The following is a 13,635-nucleotide window of genomic DNA, read 5'->3' on the forward strand; positions in this document are numbered from 1 at the left end:
TATGATGATAAAAGGGACACCCTAGATTAATTTAGGGCGTCCCTTTTATCATCATATTTTAATGCAGTGCCTTCTGAACTCGAGTTACACCTTGTGCGAACGCATGACCTGCTCCAGCAGCACCGACTACCGCGACTGTTTCCATAATCTCAGCATCAGTAGCACCTTTAGCACGCGCTTCCTGTACATGATAGAATGTACACACTTCATTGTTGGTGAACAACCCAATTCCTAGAGCAATCAATTGCTTAGTCTTAGCGTCTAATGCTCCTTCTTGGAAACATTGCCCCGTAAATTCATGGTAAGACTTCGTGACGTCAGGTAGGTTGTCCTCCAAATGGGTCATTTCGTTCTTATACATTTTTATTTTGTCATTCATTATTTCCATGGCTTCGGACACATCCTCTCGAATTTATAGACTTGAACGACTTAACGCCCATTCTACTGTGTCCTATTATCCCAACAATGATCTATCTCTATTCTACAGGACTAACCCTTGGTTCCGTAAATAACTGATAAGAATAACTTCGATCTAGCTTGACGACTCTACGGTTCTGCCGACGAATCATAACCAACTCACTGTTCCACGCCACTACAATGCCCTTCACATCATTACTCTCCAGCCCATCACGGACCACTCTAATCTTGTCTCCATTTACACGATAAGCATCCAATTGTTCATCCGTTATCATCTCTAGAATAAATCCTCCTTGTAGCAAAATAATTACATATTTATTATTAAAAAAAGACCTAAACAGATGCATTTAGGTCATATCTTCATGTTCTAATATTTGAAAAGTAGCTCGTATATTTGAAGTTAGTTTTACCGCTGTGCATGTTCTTTGCTATCATTGGTTTCGAACCAGAAATCAAGCACAGTAGCAGACATCACTCGACTATTTAAGTACTCCACTTGTTGAGAAGTGAACATTTCTTTCCACGAAAAGACGAGTTCCTCACATAATCCCACAATGGTCAATAATTCGGACCAAGCGACATAACGTTTATACCAAAAAAACTGAGGGTGCTCAAGCATATAGGGATATAGATCATCAAATTCTGTATGTTTGCAATCTAGTGCTCGTTCAAAATGACCCTTAGCAGCGGCCAACTTATCGATGAAGAATTGTTCTGTTACCGGTTCTTTCCCCATTGTGTTGCCTCCTCTCTCTTTCTTACACTTTATATTATAAGCTAAAACCATAAAGCTGGAAAGCCATTATGCAAAAATAGGCGCACTCCAGCGTCCCTTACTCCGCAAAAGTTATCGTACCATTCTCTAAAGATTGTATACGCGCAAGAGATTCCAATTTAATTCCTTGTTCACGAATAGTCCGCGCTCCCGCTTGAAAACATTTCTCCACCACAATTCCAACACCCACTAATTCAGCACCAGAACGCTCAATAATTTTGATCAATCCACGAGCTGCATCTCCGTTAGCAATGATGTCATCAATGAATAGCACGCGATCTTCACTATTTATATATTCGCGAGACAGCATAATATCTGTCACGATTCCTTTTGTAAAAGACGGAACACGTTCACAGTAAGCATCAGGGTCTGCAAGAAGCGTTTTTTTACGTCGTGCAAATACCAAGGGTACACCCATAGCAAATGCAGTAGCAAAAGCGACCGCGATCCCAGATGATTCCACCGTAACGATACGAGTCACTCCTGATTCAGCGAACAACGATGCAAATTCTTTACCCATCATCATTGTTAACTCTGGGTCTACTTGATGATTCAACAATCCGTCCAATTTCAGTACTTGATCGGATACTACTACGCCTTCTTCTATAATTCGTTGTTTTAATAATTCCATTTGTTTGACCTCCCAAGCCATTCCTTTGACGTTAAAGTACCATAAATAAAGCCCATTCATCAAGTACTCTGGACATGTTGTAGTCATGTCCTACTCTTATCAAACATATCTTGTACTAATGTGAAGCATTAGAATCAAGGAGGAAAAGTATGAAGAACGCAGTCCGGATTATGCAAATTGCCTTTACTTACATAGGTACCATCGTCGGTGCAGGATTTGCTACGGGTCAGGAAATCCTCCAATTTTTCACTCGATATGGGAAGTGGGCTACGCTAACCATCATACTCTCCACTTTTCTTTTCATATGGCTAGGTACCAAAATGATGATTATATCACGTAAAATCCGTGCCAAATCCTACGAGGATCTCAACAAGCATTTATTTGGCGACAAACCAGGCGAATATATCAGCTTAATTATGCTTGTTCTCCTGCTTGGCGTAAATAGCATAATGCTTGCTGGGGCTGGCTCAGTATTTGTGCAACACCTAAATATGCATTATCAGACAGGACTGATTCTAACACTCGTAGGCACTTATTTATTATTCAGCCGAGGAATGAACGCCATTCTTCAGATGAATAGTATTGTCGTCCCTATGATGCTCAGCTTATCTTTACTTATTGTCTTTAACACGATACACATGCCCAATGCGGGTCAATTCTTGAGTTTAGGTACCGATCACAATTTAGCCATGACTTGGATGGCCCCTCTGTTGTATACCTCTTTTAACCTCATTATGGCCCAAGCTATACTCGTTCCACTTGGAAGCCATACCGAGAGCATAGCTGTTATTAAATGGGGAGGAGTCTTAGGTGGGCTTGGCGTTGGATTTATGTTAATGGCTGCACACTTTGCCATGTCGGCCCATATGCCCGGGATCATGCAGTACGAAATTCCAATGGGTAGCATTGCATTTCAACTAGGAAGGGTTGTGCAGTTAATCTATGTACTGCTCATATTCCTTGAAATATTTACTACCTTTGTAGCAGATATTTACGGAATTACTTTACAGCTTCAGCACCGTTTGTCTATTTCACCTAAGATCATTTGCATTGGGATCATGCTCATTTGTTTTCTATTGAGCCAATTAGGATTCAGCTATCTACTATCCATCTTGTATCCACTCTTTGGTCTGCTCGGTCTTGTATGGTCCATTAGGTTGATGATGGTAAAGAGATAATTTGAGCTGTAGGTAGAATTCTATGAATATGATCCAGTACATACCGATGACAAGTCATCATCATAATTTGCCTAGAAGCAGAAATTTCTTGAAGAATGGACAATGCTGCCACCATTCTCTCCTCATCAAAATTGACAAATATATCATCAAACAGTAAAGGTATAGTTGTCTTAGTGTCCATAGTACTTGTCAAAGCGAAGCGCATAGCCAAATACATCTGCTCGGCAGTACCCCGGCTCAACTTCCCACTATCGACTAAGCCCACATCGCAGTGCTCCGCAAGGAGCTCCTTTTCACCCATTTTCATCACAATTCTCGTATACTTCCCACCCGTTAACCTTTCAAAATATGTCGATGCAAGCTTCAGCACCTGCGGCTGCTTCTCTTCTTCATAGATATGACGAGTTCTTGAAATAAGCTCAGAACAGATGGACATAACCGCATATTCAATTGTGATTTTCTTTAAGGTTGTTTTCTGTTCTTCTAATTGTTGCAGGATGGTGTCATGTAAGCATAGTTGCTCCAATCGATCTCGTTCCTGAAGAAGTCTTCCCCGTCTCTGCTGAAGATCATTCCACAGAGCTTCTGCCTCATGTACCTGTGCCTCTGCTTGCCTACATGCTTGCTCCAATTGTACCTTGTCCATAGACTTCAATAAGGTGATAAGCTCCGCACGACGCCCATCATTCATACCACTAAACATAGCAATCTCCCACTGAAGCATACTTCGTGTCAATTCATCTTTCCGCTGGTGAATAACACCTCGCCGTAAATAATCCTCACCGTTGTCACTTTGACTTATAGTAAGTAAATTTATCATAAGAGAAGACACACGCTGTAGCTCATCTACTACATGAGATAATTGTTCTTCTATGGGTTCTACTTTAGACTGTAGTTTCTCACGTTCACGCATCATTTCCTGATATTCAAGCCACTCTTGTTTCTTAAGTTCTACCCATGCACTGTGTGAAATCGTTAAGTTATTGCTACCTTCTGGCAACAATCGAATACATGCTGTCTCGAATCCAAGACAATCCTGTTCTAATTGGATTTCCTTCCTTCGTATCTTGTCTAGATTATTTAACAGTTCCAACCCTTGCTCAGATAATCCAAACATATCCAGAACAGCTTCTGGAGACAAATGATCTACTAATGATCGATCTCGCAACCAATTCTCCCACTCCGATTGAAGATGTTCAAATGTCTGTTCTTCTTTCGACATCCGCTCTTCCACTCTTGTAAGTTCGAGAACTAATCCTTCTGCTCGTTCATGGCACGCCTTCTGTTCTCCCAATAGCTCATCCAGCTTTCGATGCCATAATTGCCACATCTCCATCACTTGACGCAATTCACGTATCCCAATCTCCAATTCTCTTGCATTAAGTGGTAGCCTTGCAGAGCCATCACTGGATGCAGCACTCCATGGGTGAGAGACAAGCTCCGACATCAGCTTAACAATACGTTGCTCATCTGGTCCTATACCTGACACAGAACTAGATCTTCCCGAACGCCCCGAACGCGAACTTCCCTGCTTCTTGGTTAATCCTAATCCCTTAAATATAAAAAATATATCAACCATGACCAGCAAAGCAGCAACAGTCACAGCTCCTATAGTCGATCCAATGCTCCACAGGATGATAGGTAGCAACACCGTTAATATTCCACTTCCCCATAATAACTGACTGAATAGCTGATTCATGCGCTGCTGTATAGCTTGTTCACTCTCTTCTTGTCCTTGTGAGGCAAGCTGCAATAGATGATTCTCCCGCCAGCGTTCGACTTCTGTCTGTAGCTCATTCCACCGTCCAGTAACTTCATGTCTGCTGTATTCAATCATCATCGTGAATTGACTTCGTCCCATGTCCACCTGTTCTTTATAGGCAGTTCGAGACTTACGATAATGAGCATCTGCATCTTCTCGCTGTCGCTGTACTTGCTGTAGTTCGAGTCCTAAGCTCTCCATTTTACGATCATATCCTGCAAATCCAGCAGCATAACGGCGTACGCTCTCACGTTCACCTATAGCACCTGAGAAGCCCTCCAATTCAGCTCTAGTCCACTTCGGATTCATTTGACGTACAATGTGTCCTACTCGTTGGTCCAAAGCTTTAACCTCAGCTCTTGTCTCTTGAAGTTCCCTTGTCTTGGCCTCATAGGATTCTACTCTACCACTAAGCTGTTCAATCGCTACTCCTTGCCCCTCAAGCTTGTTATCGCCTTGTAAATCCGTCAGCTTGGTCATCCATTCCTCATAAGCTCTTGTTAATTGAAGTTGACGCGTCTTCAATGCATCCTGTTCTGCACTAAGAGATTTAAAGCGGTGTAATCCATCTTCAGGAAAGGCTATAACGCTAGGAAGTGCAGAAAATTCCGCCTCCGCTTCGCTCCAATCTATCCACATGGGACGGATTTCCACCGCCTTCATCAATAAGTGAAGCTGGTTAGTGGGATCATGACGAACACTCTCCTGAGCTATGATTTTCTCTTCTGTGTGTTCAAGAGCTGTAGCGTTGTCATTATATTGTTGAAGCGAAGACTGACTCTCTGCAATCTGCTTCTCTAGTCTTTCCATAGACTGCAGCACTTTAGCACTATCTTGTACACGACCTTTAGGCTTATATAGCTTCTCCATATCCTGTATAAGCTTTCGCTCAGCTCTGACAATTTCACCTCCACCGCCAATACCTGCATGGAATAAATAGCTACTCATTTCTTCCGATTGTAGTGTGCGAATCTCCTGCAATTCAGTTAGCGATATCGCAAATAATTGCGTGAACATTTCCCGGGACATACCGCCAAGAAGTATACGCTCCATGTCCTGTTGTGTAAGCTGCTGTACTGATCCCTCTCCATCCGTTCTCGTAATGGTTACCTTCTCGCCTCTGTTCGACGGATTCCCTCCTCCGTCTATCGCTGTCGTGAACCTAGAGATCGTCCATTTACAGTCATCTCCATCACTTGCTGTCAACACACCACCGTGGACACCACCTAAAAGAGGCTCATACCTTTCTGTAGGGTAGGCACGACTCGGAATACCGAATAACATCGCCCGAACGAATTGAAGTATCGTACTCTTACCCGCTTCATTAGGACCATATAATACGGTGATTGGTGCATTAGTTATCAGATCCTGTTCCTTCATACGTCCAAACCCATGAATTTGAAGTCGTTCAATTCTCATGATTTACTGCCCCCATCAGAAGCCTTATCGAGTAACAAGACTGCACCCATTTCACCTGCACGATGTAGCCAATCCAGTCTTTCTTGTTCACTACTATCGTTTAATATTTTACGAATTTCCCTATTACCCATTAATGGAGTAAGTGCCACACGAAGAATATCTTGAACGGAATCATTCTGCACAGACCGCTCTACCAAGCGTACCATTTCACCAAGAAAACTGTCTTCATGCAAGATGACATCATAGTCAATTTCTATGCCAGATTGCAGGGAGAAACCCTCAATCCAGACCAAGCCTCCAAATTGCTGATGCTCTGCTCTCATGATCTCCTTGCGCCTCAGTTCTTCCTCAAGTTCATCTGCTAGATAGCCATGCTCAAGAGCTCGGTGAACTTGACCTCTACCTGTGATCGTAAATCGTACAATGCTCATGTGTTGTGGCCTAAGCGTCCTGATGAGCTCCATCCGCTCCTCCACCTTAATCCTCCATGCATCCTCGTTCTCTATTCCATCAATTGAAATTTCTTCACGAAACCAACGAACACGATCCAATTCATGAAAAGCCATATGTAGCGTAGCATCTTCATTCACTTCCACCACATAGCAACCCTTAGCTCCAATCTCCTTAATGCTTCTTCCTTGAATATTTCCCGGGTAAACAATATGCGGAGTTTCCTGAATAATGGCGCGTTGATGAATATGACCAAGAGCCCAATAATCATATCCGAGGGCGCTCAAATCATGGCGGGTACAAGGTGAATAGGTCTCATGTTCCAGATCGCCATCCAGATTCGCATGATGAATCGCAATATGGAACAAGGAAGATTCCTTGTCCCTAATAAAACGCAAAGCCGTATTTTCTGTTACTTTGGAAGTTGGATAGGATATCCCACTCACTACCGCCACTTCTTGTTGATCACTGCGTCTCTTGGCTATGAAATGTTCTACCTCAGAACCGAATACGTGAACATGATCATTTGGTTTACCATGAAGCCTTAAGCCATCTAATGGATCATGATTTCCGTGAATCAAATAAACATGGATGCCATGATAACCTAGCTGGTCAAATGCAGCTTGTAACGACAATTGTGCTCGTAATGAGCGATTAGCTGCATCGTACACATCTCCACTAATCACTAGAAAATCTACCTGCTCTGCAATGGCGACCTCTACTAATTGAATCAATGCGCCAAAAGTTGATTCTCGTAAATGGTGGCGAAGGCTGTCGGACAATCCTTTCATTCCTGCAAAAAGACTATCCAGATGAAGATCAGCGGTATGTATGAATCGAAAGGGGATCATCAGCCTTCACTCTTTCTATTTTCAAATTGCAAGTATACTTTTTTGAATCGGTTCACAACATGAGTTAGTGAATATTCACTCTTCGCTTTCTCAAAAGCAGAACGAGCCAATTCATATCTGTAAGAAGGGTCACTTATCATCTTCTCTAAGGCTTCACTGAGGGCTACATAATCTTCTTGAGGAACGAGCAGTCCGTTGACCCCATCCTCAATTTGCTCAGGAATCCCACCAACTTCTGTTCCAACAAGGGCTAAACAACTGAGTGCTGCTTCCGCAAACACTGAACCAAAGGCCTCCGCTCTTGATGGCAATACGAATATATCAAAAAATGGCACAAATTCTTCTGGATGTAGCGTGTATCCGTAAAATATCGTTTCATTATATATCCCCAGCTCCTGAGCCAAGGATTCTAATTCTGTGCGAAACGGGCCGTCCCCAATAATATGCAATACATAATCATGACCCCGAGCCTTTAGCTCAGCACAAGCTTTAAGTAATATATCAAGTCCTTTAGCAGGTACAAGGCGGCACACGGTAACTAGCTGTGTCACTTCGTTCTCATGTGGGACTGGCTTAAATCTTTTCTCATCAAATCCATTCGGAATAATCTCGATGTCCTCAGGATAATCCACGTAAGATGATAAATATCCAGCAAAAGAATGTGACACCGTCATCATACGCTGACTCTTCATCTCTAACTCACGATAAAGTGATACTAGAAATTGATGTTCTAAGCCGTTCTCTTGAATGATTCCATTCAGAATCAATTCACGCTCATAACTAGAGTGAATGGTTTGAATAAGAGGTGTATCAGGAAAAATTCTCTTTAGAGCAAGTCCGGCAATGGGATGATGGGCATGAATAAGGTTGTAAGATTTCTGAAGTCGCATTCTACCCCACCATAGATAATCTCTATAGGTCTGAATATACTTTTGCACTATCGTACTGTCTTGATATAGGGTCCAATCGAACGTATCGAACACAATCTCCTCTTGTCCCTTATTCCGGAGTCTCTTGGGAATCCAAAATAGTTCCATCTCCCAACGGGTAGAGCTGAAACGCTCCTGCATATAAGGGATCATGGAGGACACACCACCAGGTTGTTCTGGTGGAAAGAAAAGAGCTTGTAACAATTTCATGAATAGTCCCTCTTTCTATGAAGTCTTTACTTATTAACGAATCTTTGAGATTATGATATATTAGAACATATGTTTCAGCAAGGACAGCTACCCTACTATTTTACAAGAAACCTCTTAATGAAGAGCGAGGGATGTCAATGCCGGGAATCGCCGCCGCATGTAGTTTATACATAGTACTCATCATGACCTTAATGTGTCTCATTATGTACAGAAATCAGCGTAAAAAGGCCTACCTCAATATGATTATAGCCTTTCTCTTTATTATGGCATACGAAGGACTGAACATCCATTTCACACTTTCTCAGGGGATACAACCTGTAAATGATCACCTTTGGACACCCCGGCTACAAGTCTTTTCTTTTCTTCTATTGAACGTCTCCATTTATCAACTATACCGACGTGTACGGATCAAAGGATACCTTCTTCTTGGGTTGATGATATTTCTACTTATGGTTCCAATCTTTACAAAGTCTCTGCTTCCCTTTGAATCCTCTTCATGGCAAATGCTTTATTTAGATATTTACCAGTGTGTCATTATTATCATGGGTTTCTTCATCATTTATCCACGTATAAGGCAACGAGGTAAATATGTCATTGGCATCATCATTTACCTACTCTGGATCATTACGAACATGCTCATCCGCTATATGGAGAATGAAGCCGTATGGCTTCAGACACCCAGTTTATTTCTCCCTCTTATCTATTACACGATGATTTTTTTCATTTTATTTGAGCGAATCATTGAACAGATGCAATCGATCTACCGTTCTTCCATCACAGATGGGTTGACTAACCTATATAATCGACGTTTCTTTATGAAAAATGTCAATCGTTATGTAGAACAGGGTGTGAAAGTTTCCGTTATTTTTTGTGATATTGATAACTTCAAGAAGCTCAATGATACCCAAGGACATGCTAAGGCTGACCAAGTATTGAAGCAGGTATCTGCAATTATTGATGAAGAAGTGTCGGAGATAGGACTTAGTGGTAGATATGGTGGGGAAGAACTCGTTGCAGCTTTGGTGGACAAAAGAGCGAAGGTTAGCCAAGTAGCAGAGAGCATTCGTGTTCGAGTGGAAAGCGAGACCATTGTAACCATCAGTGTTGGCTACAGCACTCTCCGTAAGAATGTCACAGCAGATGAACTCGTCTCACAAGCAGACCAAGCGATGTACCGCTCCAAAACGACGGGTAAGAATAAAGTTTCGCCCTTTCATGCTCCTTCATCTAAGAAAGACGCCATCAATACTTGAACAAAAACCATTCTGTCTATAAATGATCGCTACGCGGATGTATTGTCCTTCCGATCGCTGTTGCCTCTAATTTTTTTTGAATATACCGCTGTTTACGGTTAAAATTCAGGGGCAAAGCATAGGCTTTCGAAGTAGCTTTCCTACGGAAAACTTGTAGGCGAACGCTACGCTTCTCCAGGACAATTCCATCCACTACGCTACACGGTAAAAATTTGAACGTTTGGGTTAAAAATAAAGGGACCAAAAACTGTTTATATGACCATATGTATCGGAATGGGATTGAATTTGTGCTCTATTTTTAATAGTTTCCAAAACCTCATATCCCATCACCTCCTATTGAATATTTTACGATGTTATGTCATCAATCGTGTCTTGAGATTTAACACATATCATTAAATATAAAAAAATGGAGTGCCAAAACTGTTGCCAGTTCGCACTCCATTTTCTATGCCACCACAATGCATTTTTAAGTGTCTTATTTATGATTCTTTATAAGACGTTAAATCGTGGCCTGTCCTAGCAGAAAACAATCCGTCATCGTAGCGGTCTTCCTACGCCACTGTTTTTCAATTCAACATGCTTAGTTATATCTTTATAAATTCTCTATGATAAACAATATTTAACCAGTGCTGCATGCACACCATTATCATTATTGGATAACGTTATTTCATCAGCCGCTGCCTTAACTTCAAGGGGAGAATTCTCCATAGCGATTCCCTTACCGGCATATGTAAGCATCGTTATATCATTGAAGTAATTACCGATTGCCAGAATTTCCTCCTGCTGTATACCACGCTTAGTAGCCAGCATTTTCAGAGCATTCCCTTTGGAGGCATCAGAGTGCATCAGATCAATAAAGTATTCACCACTCCGGAGCATATTGAATTCATGAGTCCAGGTACTTAACTCTTGATAAGCCTCATCGATCACCTTGGATTCTCCAAACATCGTAAATTTCACAACAGGATCTTGTAACTCACTCCATGCTGGCAAATCACTTGGCAACATCAAAAAGTTCTCATACATGCTTCGAACTTCGACCTGCAATCCTTCCACACTATCAACAAACATTCCAAAAGCTGTGTTTACATCAAAATGAATACCACGACTCCGACAAAAGTCCGAATATGGCTCAAGCCCAGCAGGATTCATTGGAAATTGGTGAACAATTTCTTTCGTATCTACTTTTACAGTTGCAGCCCCATTATGACTAATCACATAACCTTCTAGACCCATTTTCTCCATAAAGGGAATCGAATTCTGTGGTCCTCGCCCTGTACATAATATAATTTCAGCACCCCGACTAGCTACCTCTTTGATCGTCTCCATCGTCTGCTCGCTAATCTCATGATCATCGTTTAGAAGTGTTCCATCTACGTCTAATGCAATTAATTTATAGTTCATACTCTCCATCCATCCTTTATTACTATATTTATTAATACTTTAGTTCAACCCATCTATAATATCCTTTCCTAACAAAGACAATTCCTTATCTGTTAATTCACGATATGTTCCAATCTCAAGTTCAGGGTCCAGCGCCAATTCTCCCATCTGGACACGCTTAAGATATACCACTTGCTTACCTACAGCTTCAAACATTCGCTTCACTTGATGAAATTTCCCTTCATGGATAGTAAGCGATATATGGGATAGTATGTTTGAATCCTGTTCCTCCTTGCGCAGAATAACCAATTCTCCAGGAAGAGCTACATAACCATCATCAAGAGTGACTCCTGTAGCGAATAACTCGATATCTTCAGGAACTACATCCCCATCTACGATGGCCTCGTATATCTTCGGCACGTGTTTGCGAGGAGATAATAGATCATGGGCCAATTTCCCGTCATTCGTAAGCAAGAGCAGGCCTTCGGTATCTTTATCTAATCGTCCCACAGGAAAAGGCTCGAACGCAGCATCATCAATGCTGAGCAGATCCAACACCGTAGATTCTCGCTTATCCTCTGTTGCAGATATGACTCCCTGAGGCTTATGCATCATAAGATATATAAACTGTCTATACTGTATTCTTTCGCCATCTACTTCAATTAAGTCCACATAAGGATTGACGTGTAAACCACTGTCCTTAATGACATTTCCATTGACTGTGATTACACCCTGCTTGGCCATTCTTCGAATATCACTACGCGAACCGCGGCCTAGATGAGCCAGTATTTTATCAAGCCTTTGCGTCTTTCTGATTCCACCACTCATACGGATGTCCACCTCCAGCCTGCAGGGTATTCATTCTTAAGTATCCCATTCTGCCATTTCCCCCAGCCTGCGGAATATCCGTCTATACAGATCAGGGCATATCCCTTCGTTGTAGCTCCTGTCGTACAAGTCACTCGTTCCTCGTTAATCTCGAGTGTTTCACCCTTTAAATATTTCACAGCCTCACCTGTTTCAGATGATAAATCAATGACTCGAACACACTCTGAAGCTTGTAGCGCTGTAGCCAATGGATGACCCGGTATAAATCTACCGTTCTTCATGAAGCCGATGTTCCATCCAGGGCGGATCACTTTTAACTTATCTAAAGATCCATGAGGTAATGACGATTGATAAATATGTTGCCCATAGACAATGGTATGACCTTCAAGCACAAAGGATAAATGTTCCTTCACAAATTGATGATACGCTGTAATGGCTTCTGCTTCAGATGAAGATTCATGGCCACGTTTAAGCGCTCCTCGATCTTGTTTTGATCCTTTCTTACCCTGCTTAAGAGCCAGTGGCTCAACCACATTCTCAGACGTAGATTGGAATACAGCATTGCCTTCAGTAGTAGGTTCACCATGATGCTGTAACACCGCGATGAAATGTCCTTCTCCTTGAATCTTATGAGGCCATAGTCTAGCTGTACCTGCCACCTGATCCCATACTCCATCACTGATGGATTGTTGAGACACCATCTGGTTCCTTGTCCAAGCTGTTTCACCTGAGGCAAAGTACTCCGTAGTCCCCCCCACTGGAATCACATGAAAATCAGAATTTTCATTCAGGAACTCCGCTATCATACCTTCATTCTCCTCAGGTGAGAAAGTACATGTTGAATATACAATTCTTCCTCCTGATCTTAACATAGAAGCCGCAGAACGCAGAATATCACGCTGCATTCCAGCGTATTTCTCTGGCGATTCTTCTGTCCACTGCTTGACCATATCTTCATCCTTACGGAACATGCCCTCGCCAGAGCATGGTGCATCGATTAATATTTTGTGGAAAAAACGTGGGAATTTGTGACTAATACGATCAGGATGTTCATTGAGCACAACCCCATTACGCACACCGTATAACTCCAAATTTTTGGCAAGTGCCTTCGTTCGTTCTGAATTCAGATCATTACTTACTAGTATCCCTTGTCCTTGTAACTTCGCAGCAATCTGTGTCGATTTCCCACCTGGTGCAGCACATAAATCTAATACAAACTCTTCAGGCTGTACATCTAGAAGCTCTACTGGTGCCATGGCACTCGGTTCCTGAATGTAATAGAGTCCAGCATGATAATAGGGATGTAGTCCAGGTCTTGCACCTGCTTCAGTATAGAAGCCACTTGGACACCAAGGGATCGATTGTAATTTAAACGGTGTTAACTTGAGCAAGTCTGCCACAGATATTTTCAAAGTATTCACGCGAATTCCCCCAGTAGGGGTCTGATCATAAGATTGTAAAAAAGTATCGTATTCATCTTTCAGAATGGATTGCATCCGTTCCTTAAATATTAGTGGTAGCTGTACAGCCATATCCTAAATCATCCTGT

Annotated in this window: 12 protein-coding genes; 2 read left to right on the plus strand and 10 right to left on the minus strand. The window is 42.0% G+C overall.

Annotation, left to right across the window (positions count from 1 at the left end; translation table 11 throughout):
* Positions 1-58: 58 nt before the first annotated feature.
* From UB51_RS14055 to UB51_RS14070, 4 genes are all read right to left on the minus strand, one after another.
* Entirely contained in the window at positions 59-388 is a 330-nt protein-coding gene (locus UB51_RS14055; protein WP_044877828.1) for a carboxymuconolactone decarboxylase family protein, read from the minus strand.
* An 88-nt stretch (positions 389-476) separates the two neighbouring features.
* Positions 477-692, minus strand: a complete 216-nt coding sequence (locus tag UB51_RS14060; protein WP_044877829.1) for a hypothetical protein — start codon at positions 690-692, stop codon at positions 477-479.
* Positions 693-823: 131 nt separating this feature from the next.
* On the minus strand, positions 824-1,153 hold the full coding sequence (locus tag UB51_RS14065) for a hypothetical protein (RefSeq protein ID WP_044877830.1): 330 nt from the start codon (positions 1,151-1,153) through the stop codon (positions 824-826).
* A 97-nt stretch (positions 1,154-1,250) separates the two neighbouring features.
* Complete coding sequence (locus tag UB51_RS14070; protein ID WP_044877831.1) at positions 1,251-1,823, minus strand: xanthine phosphoribosyltransferase; 573 nt, start codon at positions 1,821-1,823, stop codon at positions 1,251-1,253.
* Positions 1,824-1,972: 149 nt separating this feature from the next.
* Between UB51_RS14070 and UB51_RS14075 the strand changes: the two genes are divergently transcribed.
* A complete protein-coding gene (locus tag UB51_RS14075; protein ID WP_044877832.1) occupies positions 1,973-3,001 on the plus strand; it encodes a YkvI family membrane protein in 1,029 nt (342 codons plus the stop codon).
* Here UB51_RS14075 and UB51_RS14080 read toward each other — a convergent pair.
* Genes UB51_RS14080 through UB51_RS14090 form a run of 3 tightly spaced genes read right to left on the minus strand, consistent with a single transcriptional unit; the run spans position 2,976 to position 8,622 of the window.
* Positions 2,976-6,182 carry an AAA family ATPase gene (locus UB51_RS14080; RefSeq protein WP_044877833.1) on the minus strand — a complete coding sequence of 1,069 codons (3,207 nt, stop codon included), beginning with the start codon at positions 6,180-6,182 and terminating at the stop codon, positions 2,976-2,978. The genes UB51_RS14075 and UB51_RS14080 overlap by 26 nt on opposite strands.
* Complete coding sequence (locus UB51_RS14085) at positions 6,179-7,483, minus strand: metallophosphoesterase family protein (RefSeq protein WP_044877834.1); 1,305 nt, start codon at positions 7,481-7,483, stop codon at positions 6,179-6,181. Before UB51_RS14085 ends, UB51_RS14080 begins: the two co-directional genes overlap by 4 nt.
* Complete coding sequence (locus UB51_RS14090) at positions 7,483-8,622, minus strand: glycosyltransferase family 4 protein (RefSeq protein WP_044877835.1); 1,140 nt, start codon at positions 8,620-8,622, stop codon at positions 7,483-7,485. Before UB51_RS14090 ends, UB51_RS14085 begins: the two co-directional genes overlap by 1 nt.
* 137 nt (positions 8,623-8,759) lie before the next feature.
* On the opposite strand from UB51_RS14090, the gene UB51_RS14095 reads away from it, so the two are divergent.
* The gene (locus UB51_RS14095; RefSeq protein WP_324607711.1) at positions 8,760-9,875 is read left to right on the plus strand and encodes a GGDEF domain-containing protein; all 1,116 of its coding nucleotides are present in this window, start codon (positions 8,760-8,762) and stop codon (positions 9,873-9,875) included.
* Between the two features lie 603 nt (positions 9,876-10,478).
* Here the strand turns inward: UB51_RS14095 and UB51_RS14100 are convergent.
* From UB51_RS14100 to UB51_RS14110, 3 genes are read right to left on the minus strand one after another with little or no spacing between them, the layout of a single operon-like run.
* Positions 10,479-11,279, minus strand: a complete 801-nt coding sequence (locus UB51_RS14100) for a Cof-type HAD-IIB family hydrolase (protein ID WP_044877837.1) — start codon at positions 11,277-11,279, stop codon at positions 10,479-10,481.
* Positions 11,280-11,318: 39 nt separating this feature from the next.
* Entirely contained in the window at positions 11,319-12,086 is a 768-nt protein-coding gene (locus tag UB51_RS14105) for a pseudouridine synthase (protein ID WP_044877838.1), read from the minus strand.
* Positions 12,083-13,618 carry an RsmB/NOP family class I SAM-dependent RNA methyltransferase gene (locus UB51_RS14110; protein WP_044877839.1) on the minus strand — a complete coding sequence of 512 codons (1,536 nt, stop codon included), beginning with the start codon at positions 13,616-13,618 and terminating at the stop codon, positions 12,083-12,085. The genes UB51_RS14105 and UB51_RS14110 overlap by 4 nt, the downstream gene beginning before the upstream one ends.
* Positions 13,619-13,635 lie beyond the last annotated feature (17 nt).

The organism is Paenibacillus sp. IHBB 10380 (genome assembly GCF_000949425.1).
Lineage (GTDB): Bacteria > Bacillota > Bacilli > Paenibacillales > Paenibacillaceae > Paenibacillus_AQ.